The organism is Halomonas sp. SL18_1 (genome assembly GCF_055755715.1).
This window is the reverse complement of record NZ_JBVTRK010000001.1, coordinates 530479-548165: the sequence shown is the minus strand read 5'-3', so window position 1 is coordinate 548165 and position 17687 is coordinate 530479. Positions and strand designations below refer to the sequence as shown.

The following is a 17687-nucleotide window of genomic DNA, read 5'->3' as shown; positions in this document are numbered from 1 at the left end:
TAGACGGGTGATGGCCGCACCGGCGGCCATCACCCTTTTTTGCCTGCTGCAGGAGACTCCATGGCATCGCAGCGTTTCAAGTCGTATTCGGTACTCGCCGCCAACACTTTCGCCTTCACCATCTGTTTCATGGTGTGGACCATGTTCGGCGAAATCGGCGTCCCCATCGCCGAGGAGCTGGGCCTCTCCAGCACCCAGTTCGGGCTGCTGACCTCGGTGCCGATTCTCACCGGCGCGCTGATGCGCCTGCCGCTGGGGGCGCTCACCGACCGCATCGGCGGCCGGCCGGTGTTCATGGTGCTGATGCTCTCCACGGTGCCGGCAATTTGGGCGGTGCAGTTCTCCACCCAGTTCTGGCAGCTGCTGCTGCTCGGTGCCGTGGTGGGGCTGGCCGGCAGCGGCTTCTCGGTGGGTATCACCTATACCGCCAAGTGGTTCCCGCGCGACCGCCAGGGGCTGGCCATGGGGATCTTCGGCGCCGGCAACGCCGGGGCCGCGGTGACCAAATACATCGCGCCGACGGTGATCATCCTGCTGGGGTGGCAGGCGGTCCCCAATATCTACGCCGCCATCATGCTGATCACGGCCCTGTTCTTCTGGTTCTTCACCTTCACCAACCCCACGCATCGCAACGCCGACCGCCCCTCCCTGAAGGAGCAGGCGGCGGTGCTGCGCGACCCCAGGGTGTGGAAATACTGCCAGTACTACTCGGTGGTCTTCGGGGGCTATGTGGGGGTCTCCCTGTGGCTCACCCGCTACTACATGAACGAGTACGGCATGGGGATCCAGCTGGCGGCACTGATCGCTACCATCTTCGTGCTGCCCTCTGGGGTGATCCGTGCCTTCGGCGGCTGGCTCTCCGACCGCTTCGGCGCGCACACGGTGACCTGGGCGTGCATGTGGGCCAGCCTGGTCGCGCTGTTCGTGATGTCCTACCCGGAGACCCAGTACGCGGTGACGGCCACCGGCGGCGAGGGCACCATCGAGTTCGGCTTTGGCATTCCGGTCTGGCTGTTCACCTTTGCTCTCTTCGTGGTGGGCATCGCCTGGGGCATCGGCAAGGCCTCGGTGTTCAAGTACCTGTCGGACGACTACGACAAGAACCTGGGCCTGGTATCGGGGATCGTCGGTCTGGCCGGCGGCGTCGGCGGCTTCCTGCTGCCGATCATGTTCGGCGCCCTGGTCGACATCACCGGCGTGGCCACCTCGGTGTGGATGCTCTGCTTCGGGGTGACCCTGGTGTCGATCGTGTGGATGTGGTGGACCGAACGCCGCACCCCGCTGCTGACTCGCGACGCCTACCACCAGGCCACCGTGGTACCGCAGGCCAGCGAGAGCCGGTGAGCCTGCGACATTCTGTCAAGTCCGGTATCCGACCTTGACGGTCAGGATTTGATCCGCGACAAGGACAGCGCTGCCCCGCTGGGCCATCGTAGTGGCCAAGCCTGCCGGCCGAGGTCAGCAGGCGGTCACCCAGCGACTTTCACCATCAGGAGGTAGAGCATGCCCTCCACGCCGCTCTCCACATCCCCGTCGACCTCTGCCGGTGAACCGGCTGGCCGCCATCGCGGCAAGGGCCTGGCCGCCACCGTCTACGTGCTGTTCCTCGGCAGCGTGATGACCGTGATCACCGCCCCCATCGGCGTGCTGATCGCCCACTTGTTCCGCCGGCGCAGCGAGGGCTGGGTGGGCAGCCACCTGCAGTTCCAGATCCGCACCTTCTGGCTCGGTGCCCTGGCAGGTGCCGCGGTATTGGCGGCCTGGAACCTGCTCGGCCTGATCGGCGCCCCCTCCTGGGTCTCCTGGACCCTGGGCTACGGCTTCTTTACCGCCTGCCTGGGCTGGACCATCGGCCGCTGCGGCGTGGGCATCAACCGGCTGATGAACAACCAGGCCATCGCGGCACCGCGCAGCCTGCTGTTCGGTGGTGCCGCCGTCACGCTGGAAGACGATCAAACGGGAGCGACCCATGACCAGCGCTAGCCTCTCCTCGTCCGCGGCGGCGCCGCGCTCGGGCGCCGTCTCCGGCATCGCCTGGGGCTTTATCCTCTTTTCGCTGCTGACCCTGGCGCTGCTGACGCTGCCCCTGCTGCCTGGCGACGCCCTAGTGGCCTCGCTGGGGGTCGAAGCCGGCAGCGGCGGGTTGACCGGCGGGGTCGCCTGGCTCATCGAGCGCAGCGCTACCCTCGCCGCCCTGCTGATCACCGGTGCGCTGGTCACCCTGGTGCTGGCCATCGCCCTGCTACAGCGTCGCCGCTGGGCGCGCCCCGCCTTCGTCGGGCTGATGCTGGCTGGCTTTGTCGGCGTGTTCGGCGCCGCGGCGCTGACGCCGATGACCTTCGGCCTGCTGCCGGAGGCCGCCACTACCGAGGCGGTGAACCCCGGCAACCCGGTCGCCGGCCTGGTGGGCGCGCTGAGCCTGTTGATCATGATGGCCACCGCCCTGGTGGCGCTGTTCGCCTGGGCCGGCTGGAAGCTGACCACCCCGGCGGTGCGCGCCGAGTTCGATCGAACCCCCATCGCCCCGGAGGGCTGAGATGCCCCAACGCAAGGAAGCGCCTCCCCGCCCCTGCCCAACCCGGGCTGGGGGCCGCTCTCCGCCCTGCCCGGCAACCCGCTGATGTGGGTGCTGATTCTCAGCGAGATGGTGGTCTTCGCCGCCTTCTTCGGCCTCTTCGCCTGGCTGCGCATCGCCGAGCGCGAGGTCTTCGACGCCTCCCAGCAGCTGCTCGACCCGGTGGCCGGGGGGATCAACACCCTGGTGCTGCTGACCAGCGGGCTCTTCGCCGCCCTGGCGGTGCAGGCGATCGGTCACGGCGATAAACGCCGCTGCCGCCAGTGGCTGGCCGGCGCCTTCGCCCTCGGGGTAGTGTTCTGCGTGGTCAAGGTGATGGAGTATGCCGACAAGCTGGGCCAGGGCCTGATGCCGGAAACCAACACCTTCTTCACCTTCTACTACCTGCTGACCGGCTTCCACTTCGCCCACGTGCTGTTCGGTCTGGCCCTGATCTCCCTGGTGGCCTGGCGCATCTCCCACGACAACGTGGAGACCGCCGCCGCCTTCTGGCACATGGTCGACCTGATCTGGATCCTGCTCTACCCGATCATCTACCTGCTGAGGTGACCCTGCCGATGCCCTTCGCCACCCTGCCACCGGCCACCCGCCGGCTGCTGATCACCTGGGCCGTGCTGATGGGCCTGACCCTGGTCACCATGCTCTCGGCCCAGCTCGGCGGCGATGCCCGCCTGTCGGCGCTACCGCTGTGGTCGGCGGGCCTGCTGCTGCTGAGCACGCTGTTCAAGGCCCATCAGGTACTGATGGTCTACCTGGGCCTGCGCGACGCCACCCCCGCCTGGCGGGGCGCCTTTATCGGACTGACCCTCTTTACCCTGGTGCTGGTGGCCTTCGGTTACCTGCTGGCGCGCTGAACGCTTGCCACTTTTCACGGCTCCTTGCACTTTAGCGTGAGCATGTTTGGCAAGCTTCAAGGTGGGAGGCCGGCTCCGCCGGGCGAAGGCGCCGCAGGCGCCCATGGGTAGCGCTGCGCGCTACTTCGCGAGCTAAAGCTCCCTCCCACAAGGCCCATTCACGCCCGTCTGCAATGCTCCCTTTTCACCGGATGCCCTGCCAAGACGCCAGCGGCGCCACCCCGGAGGGCGGCGCCGCTTGGCTGTCGGGCACCGTGGTGACGGCAATCGGCGCCGTTCAGCGCTCCTCGGGGGGCTCCGGCGGGGCCGGCTGCGCCCATTCCGCGAGCCGGCGCCCGGCATGGATCAGGGCGTAGATCACCACTGGCGCCAGCAGCATCAGGAAGATACCCCAGTCGCGGGTATTGATCAGCCAGATCAGCGGGGTGAGCACGGCGAAGGCCGCGATCACCCCGAAGAGCGTGGCCATTACGGGGCGGCTCAGTGTCATGGGAGTCCTCTCTTGCCGGCGCAGGCCGGCGATATAGGAGCCTGTCGGGTTTGACCGATCGTCGCGAGGAACACGGATTTCGAGACAAGTTTATCGATCTGGTGAGGCGAATAGCGCGCTATTTAACGAATCAGATCGAATGAAATTGGCCGAAAGCCCGGGTTTCACAGCAGATCAGCGTTAAGTCCGACAGGCTCCTAGCTGCCGATGATCTGACGGTAGATGCCCGGCAGGGCCAGCGCCAGATGCTCGGGACGATTGACGATGGCGTAGCTGCCGCGGCCGAACAGGCGCGAGACGTACTGGTGAGCCTCGCTGTCGACGGTCACGCCGAAGACTCGCACCTCCTGCTGGCGCGCCTCGAGCACCGCCTTGCGGGTGTCCTCGATGCCGTAGCGCCCCTCGTAGTAGTCGGTGTCGTTGGGCTTGCCGTCGGTGATCACCAGCAGCAGGCGGTGACGGTTGGGGCGTTCGGACAGCTCTTTGGCCACGTGGCGGATCGCCGGCCCCATGCGGGTATAGTGCCCCGGCTTGAGCGCCGAGATACGCCGCGCCACCCGTTCGCTCATGGTCTCCTCGAAGGGCTTCAGGGTGTTGACCCAGACCTTCTGGCGACGGTGGGAGGTGAAGCAGTGGATGGCGTAGTCGTCGCCGCAGCCGGCCAGACCGTGCCCCAGCACCAGCAGCGCCTCCTTCTCCACGTCCAGCACCCGGCGATCCTCCAGCCAGGCGTCGGTGGAGAGCGAGACGTCGACCAGGATCGACACCGCCAGGTCGCGGGCCTGCTGACGGGTGGCCTGGTAGAGTCGGTCGCTGGACTCGCCGGTGGCGGCCAGGTCGCAGCGTGAGCGGATCACCGCGTCCATGTCCAGCTCGCTGCCGTCGAGCTGGCCGCGCAGGATCTCGCGGCGCGGCCGCAGCGCCTCGAACTCGCGGCGCACCCGGCGAATGCGCCGCCGGGTGGCGTCGTCGGGCTCCCACTGCTCGCCCTCCTCGCTGGCAAGCTCGGTGTGCACCAGGCAGTGGTCGGGGAGATAGATCTGCTTGCGGTAGTTCCATTCAGGATAGGCATGCTTGCCGCGTAGCCGCTCGCCCAGCACCTCGTCGGGCGGCAGGTCGAGATCGACCTTGATGCGGGTCGCCGCACGCTGCTTGTGGGGGCTAAGGATGATCTCCTCCATCTGCTCTGCGGCGCGCTTGGCTTCCTCGTCCTCGTTGTCCTCGACCAGGCGATTGAGGTTGACCATCTCGGTCCAGGAGAGCATCTTCTCGAACCGGTTGGCGACCAGCGGGTCGTCGCGCTCGGTCTGATCCTGACGCTTGCGCTCGGCCTTGCGCTTGCCGCCGGCCACCGACTGGGGGCTGTTGGTCTCGCCTTCCTGGGGGTCGTCGCCGCTCTCCTCGCGGCCTGAACCGGTGCCCAGCTCTACCACCTGGCCCCACAGGGGGACCGGCAGCGGCGGCTTGTAGCCGCGCGGCGCCTTGAAGTCCTCCAGCGAGGCGTTTGGATCACAGACCGCGCGGTGCATGGCCGCTGCCCAGCCTTCGAGCTCGTCCTCTTCGCCGAGCAGCGCGCGCAGGGTCTGCTCCAGCGCCATCTCCATGGGCGGCAGCCGCTTGCGCTCGGGCCTGATGATCAGCAGCCCCAGGCACAGGCGCCGGTGGCGCTCGGCCAGGCCGGGGAAGCGGGCCAGGGCCGCGTCGCGGGCGCGCACGGCTTCGCGCAGGCTGGCCAGATCCTGGCGCAGCGGATCGCGCTGTCGGGCGGGCCGGCGCGATACGGCCAGGAAGGCCACCAGCCAGAAATAGAGATCGCGGTTGAGCTGCGCCTCGGGAAAGAAATCCAGCGTCGGCGGCAACAGCAGGTTTTCCTCGTCGCGCCGCGCCTGGTCGATGGCTTCGTCGTCGAAGCCAAGCCGCTGGCGCAGGGAGAGGCGGTGCTGGGAGCTGCGGGCGACGATGGCGGCCACTTCCACGCCCGCCTCACCGCCGCTGGCGCGGAAGAAGACGCCCAGCATATGGCGCATGCTCTCGAGTTCCACGGCGGCACTCGGGTATCGCTGGTAGCTGGCCGCGCTGGAGGCCCAGCGGTGCCAGTGGCGGCCGACGAACTCCTCGACCTCGAGAAATGGCAGCATGGCAGCCTCCCCTTATTCAGCCGTTATCCAAAGGTGGCGTTGATGGCTTCCATCAACCCTTCCTGGACATCCAGGTCGTCGGTGAGCGGCTCGACCAGGGCCGCCCGGGTCGCCTCGAGGATCGGCATGCCGGCGGCGATCAGGGTCGCGCAGTAGACCAGCAGGCGGGTGGAGACGCCCTCCTCCAGGTCCTGGCCCTTGAGCTGGCGCAGCCGCGCGGCGAGGTTGACCAGGGCGGCGCAGCGCTCGTGGGCCAGGCCGCTCTCGCGAGAGACGATGTCGCACTCCACGCGGGGCGGGGGAAGTCGAAGGACATCGCCACGAAACGCTGGCGGGTGCTCGGCTTGAGCGACTTGAGAATGTGCTGGTAGCCGGGGTTGTAGGAGACCACCAGCATGAAATCGTCCGGCGCCTCGAGCAGCTCGCCGGTGCGCTCCAACGGCAGCAGGCGGCGGTCGTCGGTTAGCGGGTGCAGCACCACGGTGACATCCTTGCGCGCTTCCACCACCTCGTCGAGGTAGCAGATGCCGCCTTCGCGTACCGCACGGGTCAGGGGACCATCGACCCAGCGGGTCTCGCCCCCCTGCAGCAGGTAGCGCCCGGTGAGGTCCGCGGCAGTCAGGTCATCGTGGCAGGAAACGGTAAACAGCGGGCGACCCAGCTTGGCCGCCATGTGGCTGACGAAACGGGTCTTGCCACAGCCGGTAGGCCCCTTGAGCAGCAGCGGCAGATGCTGCTGGTACGCCTGCTCGAAAAGCGCACATTCGTTGCCGACCGATTCGTAGTAGGGCAGGTCGCGTTCCTGTGGGGACACGGCCGCAGCGGCGGTAGCAGTGTGAGACATGGCGTCACTCCAGGGGGAAGGGGTGACGGGGCGCAGCGCGCCCCGTCGGGTCGATCACTCGGTGGCGGTAAGCGGCTTGCTGGTGGCAGGCACCTGCTCGCGCGCCGGCCCGAAGACCGCGTAGATGAACATCACGGCGGCGGCGGCGACGAAGATGCCGGTACCGAAGCGCATGACGTAGAACAGGTCGAGCTGCTCCTGGATCTGCATGAAGTTCATGCCCAGCACCCGCTGCAGGTGAGTCTGGACGACGCCTGCGAAGGTCAGGGTGAAGGTCATGAACCACATGGCGGCGGTCATGATCCAGAAGGCCCACATGTTCAGCACCTGGTTGTAGGGCTGGACACCGCGGATCTGCGGCATGGCGTAGGTGATGATCCCCATGATCAGCATCACGTAGGCGCCATAGAAGGCCAGGTGGCCGTGGGCCGCGGTGACCTGGGTGCCGTGGGTGTAGTAGTTGATCCACGACAGGGTGTGCATGAAGCCCCACACGCCGGCACCGAAGAAGGCCACGGCGGCACAGCCCAGGGTCCACAGCATGGCGGCCTTGTTCGGGTGGTTACGGCTGCCCTTCCAGAACATGTAGAAGGCGAACACCACCATGGCGAAGAACGGGATCACCTCGAGCGTGGAGAAGATGCTGCCGATCGGCTGCCAGTAGGCGGGGGTACCGATCCAGTAGTAGTGGTGCCCGGTGCCCAGCAGGCCGGAGAACAGCGCCAGGCCGACGATGACGTAGAGCCACTTCTCGATGACCTCGCGGTCGACGCCGGTCATCTTGATCAGCAGGTAGCCGAGCAGGGAGGCCATGATCAGCTCCCACACGCCTTCCACCCAGATGTGGACGATCCACCACCACCACAGCTTGTCCAGCGCCAGGTTGTCGGGGTTGTAGAAGGCGAACAGCCAGAACACCGCCGCCAGCCACAGGCCCAGCATCAGCACCATGTTGATGGCAGTCCTGCGCCCCTTGAGCATGGTCAGACTGGTGTTGAACAGGAACATCAGGAAGGAGACCGTTATCACCAGCTTGGCCCACAGCGGCTGCTCGAGATAGTGGCGTCCCTCATGAATGCCGAACTGATAGCTGATCAGCGCGCCGGCACCGGCAATGGCGAACAGCGCCAGCTGGAAATAGGCCAGGTTGGGGCTGTAGATCTCGTTCTCGGCCTCTTCCGGCATCAGATAGTAGGTGCACCCCATGAAGCCGATCAGCAACCAGACGATCAGCAGGTTGGTATGGCTGGTACGGGTGATGTTGAAGGGCATCGCCTCGGACATGAAGTGCGGCCAGACGTATGCCGCCGCCGCCGCCAGCCCGAAGACGATCTGTAGCGCAAAGAGCGCCATCGCCACCATGAAGAAGGGTAAGGCTACCTTCTGCGTTTCATATTTCATCGCTTCGACTCTCCTTGGTTCCTGAAGTCCGGATCAGCCGGCCGGATGCGGCGGCCAGCCCTGGGTGTCGATGGAGTCAGTCCACTCGAGGAAGTCGATCAGCGCCTGCATTTCTTCATCGTTGATGTCGAAGGCAGGCATCTGGCGACGACCAGGTGCGCCGGTGGGCTGGGCGTTCATCCACGCCTCGAGGGCCATGCGGGCACCCTCGGGGTTGTCGCGGCCGCCGTAGCGGGTCCAGACGTTGCCGACTTCAGGAGCGAAGTAGGAGCCTTCGCCGAGAATCGTGTGGCAGTTGATGCAGTTATGCTCTTCCCATACGTGCTTGCCCAGCCGAACGGAGTCCGACATGGGCTGCGTCGAGGTGTTGACGATGTAGAAGTGACTGTGAGCCGTCAGCGCGGCAAACAGCAGGAAGAAGAACAGCGAGCCGCCGTAAAAGATATTACGAGCCGCCGCCTTGGTGAGGCCTTCGGTCATGGGCCATCCCCCCTTGCTCATGTGGCACTTTCGGGACCTGCGACCGAGATCGACCAGTCCCACCCCTTATAACATGCATTTATAATGCATGTTTAGAGTAGCAGGCCCCGGCAGGGTCGGGCATTGACCTTCGTCAAATGGCGGTAAAACAAGGGCGCAAGCCGAGGAGTCTTGGCGGGTCGGGGCTTGCGGCCTAGTGTCGCACGGCGGGCAGCCAAGGCCCCCGCCGCGGCAACGGGCAGGCGTTCAGGAGTCGGTAAGGTCCTCGATCCAGGTCAGGGCCGCCACGCCGGCGGGCAGCCCCAGGGTCGGCACGGCCAGCATGGCCACCTGCTTGAGCGCCTCGGGCTCGATCCCTTCGGCCAGGCCGCGGCGCATATGGGAGTGGACCGCGCCTTCGGAGCCGGCCCCTACCGCCAGCGCCAGCTTCACCAGCCGCCGGGTTCGGTGGTCCAGGGGCCCGGCCTCGGCACAGGCCTCGCCCAGGGACTGGAAGGCATTCCATACCTCGGGATACTGATCGGCTACCTTGCCGGCGCCGGCGGGAAGGTCCTGCTTGCTCATGCCAGCTCTCCTCGCTGCGGGATGTGTCGAAGTGCCCTCAGTATAGATGCCATTGCCGCTGGCGAAAGCATGACAGAAATAACTTTAGCCAATGGCGAGGTCGTGCTGTGGGAGGCCGCTTCAGCGAGCGAAGCAGCGTGCAGCGCTGCCAGGAATAGGGCGCCTGACGGCGCCTTCGCGCGGCGGAGCCGCCCTCCCACGGTTCATCCAGGGATCTGAAGCGGCTAGATATGTAAGCAGTGGAACATACGTCAACATCGCTAGCGAGGCGCCAGCCAGGCGAGGGGGCTATCGTGCACCGCCGCCCCCAGCATGTAGAGGAACACCGCCACCGCGGCCAGCGCCGCCGCCCCGCGAATGGCCGGGGTCGCGCCGCGCTTGATCGCCACCGTGCCCAGGCCGATATAGACCAGCAGCGCGACCAGCTTGGCCGCCAACCAGGGGTGCTGGTGCGGCCACATCGACAGCATCGCCATCAGCACGAGGCCCAGGGTGAGCAGCAGGGTGTCGTTGAGATGCGGCAGGACCTTGACCCAGCGGCGCTGGAGCATCGGCGCCTCGCTCACCGACCACCAGGCACGCAGCAGGAAGAAGGCCAGGCTCAGCCCCGCCGTGGCCATGTGCAGGTGCTTGATCAGGAAGTAGTGTTCGAGCATCGCCGGGCGCCTCAGCCGTCCTTGCCGTCCACCCGCGCCGTTACCAGCGGCAGCGTGTAGTGGAACAGGAAGATCAGGTAGGCGATGCACCAGAACAGGATGCTCAGGTTGTAGGTCCAGTGGGTGATCTGCGGAAACATCGCCAGCACCGGCGAGCGCAGCAGGGCGCCGGCAAACATCAGCGCCAGCCCCACGCCAATGCCGGGCAGGGTGCGAATGGTACGGCCGGTATGCCCAGCGAGACCCGCGCCATCATCGCCAGCATCATGGCCGCAACGCCGCCGATCGCCAGGGCATGCAGCGCCAGCTCGACGCGGAACACCCCGGTCAGCGCCAGGGCCCACATGACCAGTCCCAGCGGGATAAAAGCGTAGCTGAGGTGCAGGCCCCACAGCAGCGGTTCATGCAGGGTGCGCAGGCCCTCCCAGCGGGCCAGCCGCACGGCGTTGGCCGCCGCGGCAATGAGCATCACCCAGCCCAGCAGCGCCGAGAGGGCGTCCATGCCCAGCAGGATCAGCAGCTGAATCAGCACTACCGCCAGCATCGCGCCCACCGCCAGCTTCTCCAGCATGGCATTGGGCGTGGGCTTGGGCCGGCCCAGCTTGAGCGAGGTAAAGAAGGGGATCACCCGCCCGCCCAGCAGCACCATCAGGGTGGCGATCAGCAGCACCCCCAGGTAGCCCCCCTCGCGGATCAGCGGCAGCTCGCCGCGCATGATCCCCAGGTGCATGGCCAGGTTGGCGACGGCCATCAGCAGCAGCAGCGGCACGAACATCAGGTTGCGCCACAGCTTGGCGCGAATCACCAGCCGGGCCATGGCCAGGGCCGCCAGCGGCAGGAAGGCCACGTCGAGCAACATCAGCAGCCAGGCCGGCAGGCCCAGCGGATAGGCGAGCAGCACCCGCGCCGCGAGCCACAGCAGCACCAGGCCGAGCAGCGGCGCACCGTGCAGGCTGCGCTGGCCGGTCCAGTTCTGTACCGCGGTCAGCAGAAACCCCACGATGATGGCGGCGCCGAAACCGAAGATCATCTCATGCTGGTGCCACCACATCAGGCCGCCGTGGGGGCGCAGCAGGATATCGCCGTGCCAGAAGGCGAACCACACCACCAGGGCTAGTACGCTGAACAGCGAGGCCAGCAGGAAGAAGGGACGAAACGCCAGACGCGCCACGGGCAGGTGCGTCAGGCCGGATGCGGCAGTGGCTGATTTCATGACGTGATACCCGACTTGAAGGCTTGGATAAAGCCATTGTGTGGAAAAGCGGCGCACAACGCTATGACAGGTATCAAGAATACTCCTTTTCGAGACTAGCGCTTCCCCGCAAAAACGCCTGGCCGCTTCCGGCCAGGCGCTTGGCATACCCACGAGCGGGCGGCCCGTCAGTGGCTGGTCCCCTCCTCGTACTGGGTCTTGTTCCAGACGTTGTACTTGCCGGAGGGGCGCTTCATGGGCATGCGGTCGATCTCCTCCAGGGTGTTGCCGTCGATCCACAGCAAGTAGCCGTCGTCGTCCCAGACGCTGAGCAGCAGGGTCTCGCCGCGGCGGTCGAACTCCACGTGGGCGGCGGTCTTGCCCGGCTCGGGGATCAGGGTCTCGACGATCTCCAGGCGCTGCTTGTCGATGACGTGCACCCGGTCATGGTTGGGGCCGAAGAAGACGTCCACCCAGGCGTAGGGCGAGTTCTCGTGGCTGCGCATGAAGAAGCCCGGGCCGTCGGTCTCGATGTTGGTGATCAGCGACCAGTCGGTCATGTCGAACACCGATACCAGCCCCTTGTCGATATGCGGGATCGCCATCACCCGGCGGTCATCCAGCTCCCAGGTGATGCCCGCGCCCAGGTGCGGCATGCCTTCCAGGGGCAGGTCGGCAACCTTGACCTCTTCATCCATATCGAACACCTGGCCGCCCTTGCCGCCACGGGCCGCCCCCACCAGGTAGCGGTACTCCATGTCGAAGAAGAAGTCGTCCAGGTAGTCCGGCGCCTCCATGCGGTGCAGCGCGAAGTCGCCGGTGATCGTCTCGTCGCCCTCGGCGCGCTCCTCCGGCCAGCGAATCTCCCAGACTTCGGGGATGTCACGCAGGGCCGCCACGAAGCTGTCACGCGGCGGCGCGGTGTAGACGGCACTGACCCGCGAGGTCTCGCCGTTGAGCCCCTCCACCGGGATGGTGGCGATCAGCTCCAGGTCCCGGGCGTCGAACAGCACCAGGGTATGCGGCAGATAGTTGCCGGCCAGCACATAGCGGCCGTCGGCGGAGACCGCGATGTTGCGCATGTTGATGCCGGCACGCACCTCGGCGGTGACCTCCAGGTTGTAGATGTCGTACTTGGTTACCCAGCCGTCGCGGGAGCCGAAGTAGACGTAGCGGCCGTCCGGGGTGTACTTGGGCCCGCCGTGCAGCGCGTAGCGGCTGGGGAAGCGGGTGATACGCTCGAAGGTGTCGCCGTCGAGCAGGCTGACGTGATGGTCGCCGATCTCCACCACGATGAACAGATTCTTGAGGTCGTCGACCTCGAACACCGGCTCGTCGGGCAGGCTGCCATAGGGGTAGCGCACCTCGTGGCTGGCCAGGATGTCCTCCTCGGTCCAGGTCGGCTCCACCTCCGGCGGCTCGTAGATCCACTCGGCCAGGGCGGCGATCTCGGGCTCGCTGAGCAGCTCGCCGTAGGCGGGCATCTGGCTGGCCACCCGGCCGTCGCGAATTACCTCGACGGCCTCGTCGGGCTTGAGCCGTGAGAGGTTGTCCGGCAGCAGCGCCGGACCGATGCCGCCCAGCCGGCTGACGCCGTGACACACCGCACAGTGGTGGTTGTAGAGCACGTTGGCATCGGGGTCGTCGGCCAGCGCCGGCAGCGAGGGTGCGGCCAGCCCCAGCAGGGTGCCGATCAGAAGCGCGGGTCGCATCACAGTGCCAGTCTCCCCATGTCGAGTTCCTCGGATGTCTCGGCATCCTCCCGGGTCAGCCGGCTCATGGCCGGCGCCAGGGTGTCGGCCAGACGCACCACCTCGCCCACCACGATCAGCGTCGGCGGCTTGAAGCCCTCGCGTTCGATCACCTCGACCAGGTCGCCCAGGGTCGCCAACACGTGGCGCTGCTCGGGGGTGGTGCCACGCTCCACCAGGGCCACCGGGTGGGTGGCGGGCAAGCCGTGGCGCTGCAGCTCACGGCTGATCAGCTCGGCGTTGGCCAGTCCCATGTAGAACACCGCCGTGTGGTTGGGCACCGCCAGGGCCGACCAGTCGAGCGCCAGCTCACCGTCGGCCTTGCAGTGGCCGGTGACGAAGGTGACGCTCTGGGCGAAGTCGCGGTGGGTCAGCGGGAATCCGGAATAGGTGGAGCAGCCCGACGCCGAGGTGATCCCCGGCACCACGCGAAAGCCGACGCCATGCTCGATCAGGTACTCGGCCTCCTCGCCGCCGCGGCCGAAGATGTACGGATCGCCGCCCTTGAGGCGCAGTACCCGCTTGCCCTCCCCGGCCAGGCGCACCAGCAGAGCGTTGGTCTCCTCCTGGGTCAGGGCGTGGCAGCGCGAGGCCTTACCGACGTAGAAGCGCCGCGCGCCGGCCGGGGCCAGGGCCAGCACCTCCTGGGAGACCAGGCGGTCGAAGACCAGGCAGTCGGCCTGCTGAAGTAGCGACAGGGCGCGCAGGGTCGATAGGCCCGGGTCACCGGGGCCGGCCCCCACGATGGCGACCTCGCCGGGCGCCAGGGGCGCCTCGTCAAGGTCGAAATTCAGGTGTCGCGAATGGCGATGTATGGTCATGGTCGGCCTCTCCCCGAAGCGTCACTCTTGTCTTGGATTCTACTCTACGGTCTATAGCTCGATGCTCTGGATGGCATCGTAGGGGGCCGCCACGCGGCGCTCTCGGCGCTCATCGACGCCGATTTCCTGATTGCTGAGATAGCATCCGGGATCCTCTTCCCAGGGGTCGCCGGTGACCTTCCAGGCCCGCACCCGGGTGTTGCCGTTGCAGATCGGCAGATAGCGGCACTCGGCGCAGCGTCCCTTGAGCGGCCTGGGGCGCTGTCGAAAGCCGAGCATCAGGGGATCCTGCGTATCCCGCCAGATCGCGGAGAAGGGCCGGTCGCGGACGTTGCCCAGGGTGTGATCCCACCAGAAGGTATCCGGATGCACGTTGCCGAGGTTGTCGATATTGGCGATGTTCTCACCGGAGGCGTTGCCCCCCCAGTTGATCAGCCGCTGCTCCAGCGCCTCGGCCTGCTCAGGGAAGTGCTCGCGGGCCCACATCAGCAGGAAGGGGCCGTCGGCGTCGTTGTTGCCGGTGACGTACTCGCGCTCGACGCCGCGGGCCAGTTCCGCCCGGCAGTGGTCGAAGAGTCGCGTCATGGCGTCGCGGGTCATCTGGTGCCAGGCGTCGTGCTTGCCGTGGCGGTGACCGCGCCCACCGTAGTTGAGGTGCGACAAATAGAACTTGTCGACGTCGTGCTCCTCGAGCAGCGCCAGGATGTCGCCCAGCTGTTCGTAGTTCTGCTGGGTGAGGGTGAAGCGAAGCCCCACCTTGATGCCGCGCTCCTTGCACAGCTTCACCGCGTGCATCGACTCGCGGAAGGCGCCCTGACGCTGGCGGATCACATCATGGGTCGCCTCCAGGCCGTCGATGCTGATGCCCACGTAGTCGTAACCGATGTCGGCGATCTCGTCGATGTTGGACTCGTCGATCAAGGTGCCGTTGGTGGACAGCCCGGTATAGATGCCCAGCGCCCGCGCCCGGCGGGAGAGCTCGAAGATATCCGGGCGCATCAGCGGCTCGCCGCCGGAGAGAATCAGCGCCGGCACCCGGAAGCCCTTCAGGTCGTCGAGCACCGCATGCGCCTCGGCGTTGGAGAGCTCACCGGCAAACTCGATGTCCGCCGAGGTGGTATAGCAGTGCTTGCAGGTCAGGTTGCAGCGGCGGATCAGATTCCAGATCACCACCGGGCCGGGCGGCTTGCGGGCCGGCGGCACCGGGGTGGGCTCGACCAGGGACTTGATGTAGCGGGTGACTCTGAACATGGTAACTCCTCTGGCGGCAGGCGGGGTCGCCCCTAACGCTGCCTGTCGGACCGCCCCGCGAGACGCAGGCCGGTCTTCTTGAGAATGCGTGAGCTGTAGAGGATGCGGTGATCCCGACAGGCCGAGCCGAGCAGGTCGCGCAGCTCCTCCGCCTGGGCCTCCACTTCAGCGTGGGTCCGTCCGTGCAGCATGGCAAAGAGGTTGTAGGGCCAGTCCGGCAGATGACGCGGGCGCCGGTAGCAGTGGCTGACGCCGGGAAGCGCCGCCACGGCGCGCCCCAGCCGCTCGATCTCGGCGTCCTCCACGTCCCACACCGTCATGCCGTTGGCCAGATAGCCGAGCCGGTAGTGGTTGGGCACCGCGGCGATGCGGCGGATGATCCCGCTCTCCTGCATGCGCTCCATTCGCCGCCGCACCTCCTCGCCGGAGAGCCCCAGCGGCTCGCCCACCGCGCGCCAGGGGTCCGGCACCAGGGGCAACCCGGCCTGGGTGGCCAGGATGATGGCCCGGTCCTGGGCGTCCAGGACGCCGGGCGCGGCGCTCGGCGTGGACGCCGGGTCAGACGGGCAGGTGGAGACGGACATGGAATTCCTCCTGCTTGGGCATGTTGAAGACCGTAAGACCGGTGGCCGCCTCGATTTCGGCGATCACCTCGGCGATACGCTCCGGCGTCTCGGTGGCCAGCACGAACCACATGTTGAGGCGGTGCTCGCGCCGGTAGTTGTGGGCCACCTCGGGGAAGGCATTGACCGCCTCGGTAACCCGCTCGAAGTCATCTTCTGGCACCGCCAGGGCCGCCAGGGTCAGGCCGCCGCCGAGCCGCTCGGCGTGGTACATGGGACCGAAGCGGCTCAACACGCCGCTTTCGCGCAGGCAGGCCAGCCGTTCGAGCAGCTCGCTCTCGGTGAGCGAAAGCTCCTCGGCCACCACGGCAAAGGGGGCCTCGACCAGCGGCAGGCCGTCCTGCAGGCGGTTGATGATGCGCCGGTCGGCGGCATCGAGCTGGGCCGGCTCAGGCCGGGTGGCAGGCTCGGCTGTCATGGGCGTCGTCCTCTCGGGTGTAGCGACCGCCGCGCTGCTTGTAGGCCTTGAGGCTGAACAGCACGCGGTGGGGAATGGCCTGCAGCCCCTGGCGCTCGACGATCTCGTCGAGCGACGCCAGCACCCGCTCGCGGCGGCTACCGTGGATCATGCAGAACAGGTTGTAGGGCCAGTCGGGCAGCCGGCGCGGGCGGCGATAGCACAGCGTTACCGCCGCCTCGTCCGCCAGGCGCCGGCCAAGCTCGCCCACGCTTGCGTCGGGCACGTCCCAGACCACCATGGCGTTGGCGCGAATGCCCAGGCTGTGATGCTTGACCACCAGCCCCAGGCGCTTGATCAGGCCCGCCTGCTGCCAGCGCTCTACACAGGCCATCACCTCGGCCTCGTGCATGCCGCACTGCTCGGCCAGCCGCTGCCAAGGGCGGGGGTGATCGGCAGGCCGCGCTCGAGCAGGGCGCGCAGGCGACGCTCGGCCTCGGTGCAGGGGATCGGGTCATGCGACAGATGGCTCATGCACCCTCCAGCTCGGCCCAGGGAATGGGAAAGCCCAGATCGATATGAAAGCCTTCGAGCATCGGCAGGCGCAGCAGCGGCTCGCCCAGCTCGGCCTCCAGCGCATCGAGGCGGGCCTCGAGCTGCGCCTCGTCGGCGGCGGTCATCACGAACCACAGGTTGTAGCGATGCTCGCGGGCATAGTTGTGGTTGACCCCGGGACAGCGGTTGATCACCGCGGCGGCGGCATCGCGCTGCTCGGCGGGTACCGCCACCGCCGCCAGGAGGCTGGCGCCGGCCCGGGCATGGTCGAACACCGGCCCCACCCGGCTCAGCACCTCCAGCGACTGGAGGCGCTCGAGGCGTTCGACCACCTCGGCCTCGCTGACGCCCAGCCGCTCGGCCATGGCGGCGAAGGGCCGCTCACAGATCGGCAGGCCACGCTGATAGGCGTCGATGAGAGCGCGATCCTGAGCATCCAGTGAAACCATCGGCAGCCACCCGCTGAGGTCGATAGAAAGCATGATGTTAAGGCGTATATTACATGCACCATCAATCCCGAATGCCGTGATCGTCGCTGGCGTTGACACAAGTCAAAAGAGGTATTTTCAATGGCACTTCTGCGTTCCTGGTCCACGACTACCCGACAGGGCATTGATGCCCGTCAAAGCAACGCCTGATCGTCGGCGGGACACTGCGTCTAACCGTCACGTCGACCATGACACCGCCGCGCCCCCTGTTTCCCATCCGTCCTACGAGGCCCTTTCACATGCATATGCCGGTTCTGATCACGCTGCTCCTGGGCATCCTGCTGTCGTCGACCTCCGCCCAGGCGCAGGATCTGCAAGACGAACTCGACCCGGCGCGCCAGGCGGAGCTTGAAACCCTGCTCTACCAGGACTGCGGCTCCTGCCACGGGATGACCCTGCGCGGCGGCCTGGGCCCGGCGCTGCCCCGCGACCGCATGCAGACCTTCAGCGTGGAGGCGCTGAGCCATATCATCCTGCACGGCATCCCCGGCAGCGCCATGCCCGGCTGGAAGGCCCTGATCAGCGAGGCCGATGCCCGCTGGATCGCCGAGCACCTGCAGACCGACAACCCCCTCGACACGCTGACATCACAAGACTGATCAGGAGA

Annotated in this window: 22 protein-coding genes and 1 pseudogene; 6 read left to right on the top strand and 17 right to left on the bottom strand. The window is 66.9% G+C overall.

The features are described 5' to 3' along the window. The first annotated feature begins 60 nt into the window (after positions 1–60). The 5 genes from ACSJDS_RS02855 (at position 61) to ACSJDS_RS02835 (ending at position 3429) form a co-directional block, all read left to right on the top strand. The gene (locus tag ACSJDS_RS02855) at positions 61–1344 is read left to right on the top strand and encodes an MFS transporter (RefSeq protein WP_473032027.1); all 1284 of its coding nucleotides are present in this window, start codon (positions 61–63) and stop codon (positions 1342–1344) included. Positions 1345–1503: 159 nt separating this feature from the next. Beyond that, positions 1504–1983: a DUF4870 family protein gene (locus ACSJDS_RS02850; RefSeq protein WP_473032026.1), complete on the top strand. Its 480-nt coding sequence runs from the start codon at positions 1504–1506 to the stop codon at positions 1981–1983. Continuing rightward, entirely contained in the window at positions 1970–2536 is a 567-nt protein-coding gene (locus tag ACSJDS_RS02845; RefSeq protein ID WP_473032025.1) for a hypothetical protein, read from the top strand. The genes ACSJDS_RS02850 and ACSJDS_RS02845 overlap by 14 nt, the downstream gene beginning before the upstream one ends. A gap of 84 nt (positions 2537–2620) precedes the next feature. Continuing rightward, positions 2621–3124 carry a cytochrome c oxidase subunit 3 family protein gene (locus ACSJDS_RS02840; protein ID WP_473032024.1) on the top strand — a complete coding sequence of 168 codons (504 nt, stop codon included), beginning with the start codon at positions 2621–2623 and terminating at the stop codon, positions 3122–3124. Between the two features lie 8 nt (positions 3125–3132). Continuing rightward, the gene (locus ACSJDS_RS02835; RefSeq protein WP_473032023.1) at positions 3133–3429 is read left to right on the top strand and encodes a cytochrome C oxidase subunit IV family protein; all 297 of its coding nucleotides are present in this window, start codon (positions 3133–3135) and stop codon (positions 3427–3429) included. A 277-nt stretch (positions 3430–3706) separates the two neighbouring features. Here the strand turns inward: ACSJDS_RS02835 and ACSJDS_RS02830 are convergent, their stop codons facing one another. From ACSJDS_RS02830 to ACSJDS_RS02750, 17 genes and pseudogenes are all read right to left on the bottom strand, one after another. Continuing rightward, entirely contained in the window at positions 3707–3919 is a 213-nt protein-coding gene (locus ACSJDS_RS02830; protein ID WP_473032022.1) for a hypothetical protein, read from the bottom strand. 197 nt (positions 3920–4116) lie between these two features. After that, positions 4117–6057 carry a nitric oxide reductase activation protein NorD gene (locus ACSJDS_RS02825; protein ID WP_473032021.1) on the bottom strand — a complete coding sequence of 647 codons (1941 nt, stop codon included), beginning with the start codon at positions 6055–6057 and terminating at the stop codon, positions 4117–4119. A 23-nt stretch (positions 6058–6080) separates the two neighbouring features. Next, entirely contained in the window at positions 6081–6290 is a 210-nt protein-coding gene (locus ACSJDS_RS02820; RefSeq protein WP_473034963.1) for a CbbQ/NirQ/NorQ domain-containing protein, read from the bottom strand. Then, positions 6197–6901 (bottom strand): ATP-binding protein, encoded by a 705-nt coding sequence (locus ACSJDS_RS02815; protein ID WP_473032020.1) that lies wholly within the window; start codon positions 6899–6901, stop codon positions 6197–6199. The genes ACSJDS_RS02820 and ACSJDS_RS02815 overlap by 94 nt, the downstream gene beginning before the upstream one ends. 54 nt (positions 6902–6955) lie before the next feature. Continuing rightward, positions 6956–8302 (bottom strand): cbb3-type cytochrome c oxidase subunit I, encoded by a 1347-nt coding sequence (locus ACSJDS_RS02810; RefSeq protein WP_473032019.1) that lies wholly within the window; start codon positions 8300–8302, stop codon positions 6956–6958. 33 nt (positions 8303–8335) lie between these two features. After that, entirely contained in the window at positions 8336–8782 is a 447-nt protein-coding gene (locus tag ACSJDS_RS02805; RefSeq protein WP_473032018.1) for a c-type cytochrome, read from the bottom strand. 246 nt (positions 8783–9028) lie between these two features. After that, entirely contained in the window at positions 9029–9346 is a 318-nt protein-coding gene (locus tag ACSJDS_RS02800) for a carboxymuconolactone decarboxylase family protein (RefSeq protein ID WP_473032017.1), read from the bottom strand. Between the two features lie 260 nt (positions 9347–9606). Beyond that, a complete protein-coding gene (locus tag ACSJDS_RS02795) occupies positions 9607–10002 on the bottom strand; it encodes a SirB2 family protein (protein WP_473032016.1) in 396 nt (131 codons plus the stop codon). Positions 10003–10013: 11 nt separating this feature from the next. Then, positions 10014–11215: pseudogene (locus ACSJDS_RS02790) on the bottom strand (NnrS family protein). Between the two features lie 167 nt (positions 11216–11382). Next, positions 11383–12906, bottom strand: a complete 1524-nt coding sequence (locus ACSJDS_RS02785) for a cytochrome D1 domain-containing protein (RefSeq protein WP_473032015.1) — start codon at positions 12904–12906, stop codon at positions 11383–11385. Beyond that, positions 12906–13766, bottom strand: a complete 861-nt coding sequence (gene cobA, locus ACSJDS_RS02780; RefSeq protein ID WP_473032014.1) for a uroporphyrinogen-III C-methyltransferase — start codon at positions 13764–13766, stop codon at positions 12906–12908. The genes ACSJDS_RS02785 and cobA overlap by 1 nt, the downstream gene beginning before the upstream one ends. Positions 13767–13817: 51 nt before the next feature. Further along, a complete protein-coding gene (gene nirJ / locus ACSJDS_RS02775; protein ID WP_473032013.1) occupies positions 13818–15017 on the bottom strand; it encodes a heme d1 biosynthesis radical SAM protein NirJ in 1200 nt (399 codons plus the stop codon). Between the two features lie 32 nt (positions 15018–15049). After that, entirely contained in the window at positions 15050–15601 is a 552-nt protein-coding gene (gene ahbB / locus ACSJDS_RS02770; protein ID WP_473032012.1) for a siroheme decarboxylase subunit beta, read from the bottom strand. Further along, a complete protein-coding gene (locus ACSJDS_RS02765) occupies positions 15576–16058 on the bottom strand; it encodes an Lrp/AsnC family transcriptional regulator (protein WP_473032011.1) in 483 nt (160 codons plus the stop codon). The genes ahbB (ACSJDS_RS02770) and ACSJDS_RS02765 overlap by 26 nt, the downstream gene beginning before the upstream one ends. Further along, entirely contained in the window at positions 16030–16449 is a 420-nt protein-coding gene (gene ahbB, locus ACSJDS_RS02760) for a siroheme decarboxylase subunit beta (RefSeq protein ID WP_473032010.1), read from the bottom strand. Before ahbB (ACSJDS_RS02760) ends, ACSJDS_RS02765 begins: the two co-directional genes overlap by 29 nt. Continuing rightward, a complete protein-coding gene (locus ACSJDS_RS02755; RefSeq protein ID WP_473032009.1) occupies positions 16431–16571 on the bottom strand; it encodes a hypothetical protein in 141 nt (46 codons plus the stop codon). The genes ahbB (ACSJDS_RS02760) and ACSJDS_RS02755 overlap by 19 nt, the downstream gene beginning before the upstream one ends. After that, positions 16568–17041 carry an AsnC family transcriptional regulator gene (locus ACSJDS_RS02750; RefSeq protein ID WP_473032008.1) on the bottom strand — a complete coding sequence of 158 codons (474 nt, stop codon included), beginning with the start codon at positions 17039–17041 and terminating at the stop codon, positions 16568–16570. Before ACSJDS_RS02750 ends, ACSJDS_RS02755 begins: the two co-directional genes overlap by 4 nt. Before the next feature lie 278 nt (positions 17042–17319). On the opposite strand from ACSJDS_RS02750, the gene ACSJDS_RS02745 reads away from it, so the two are divergent. After that, positions 17320–17679, top strand: a complete 360-nt coding sequence (locus tag ACSJDS_RS02745; protein ID WP_473032007.1) for a c-type cytochrome — start codon at positions 17320–17322, stop codon at positions 17677–17679. Positions 17680–17687: the final 8 nt, after the last annotated feature.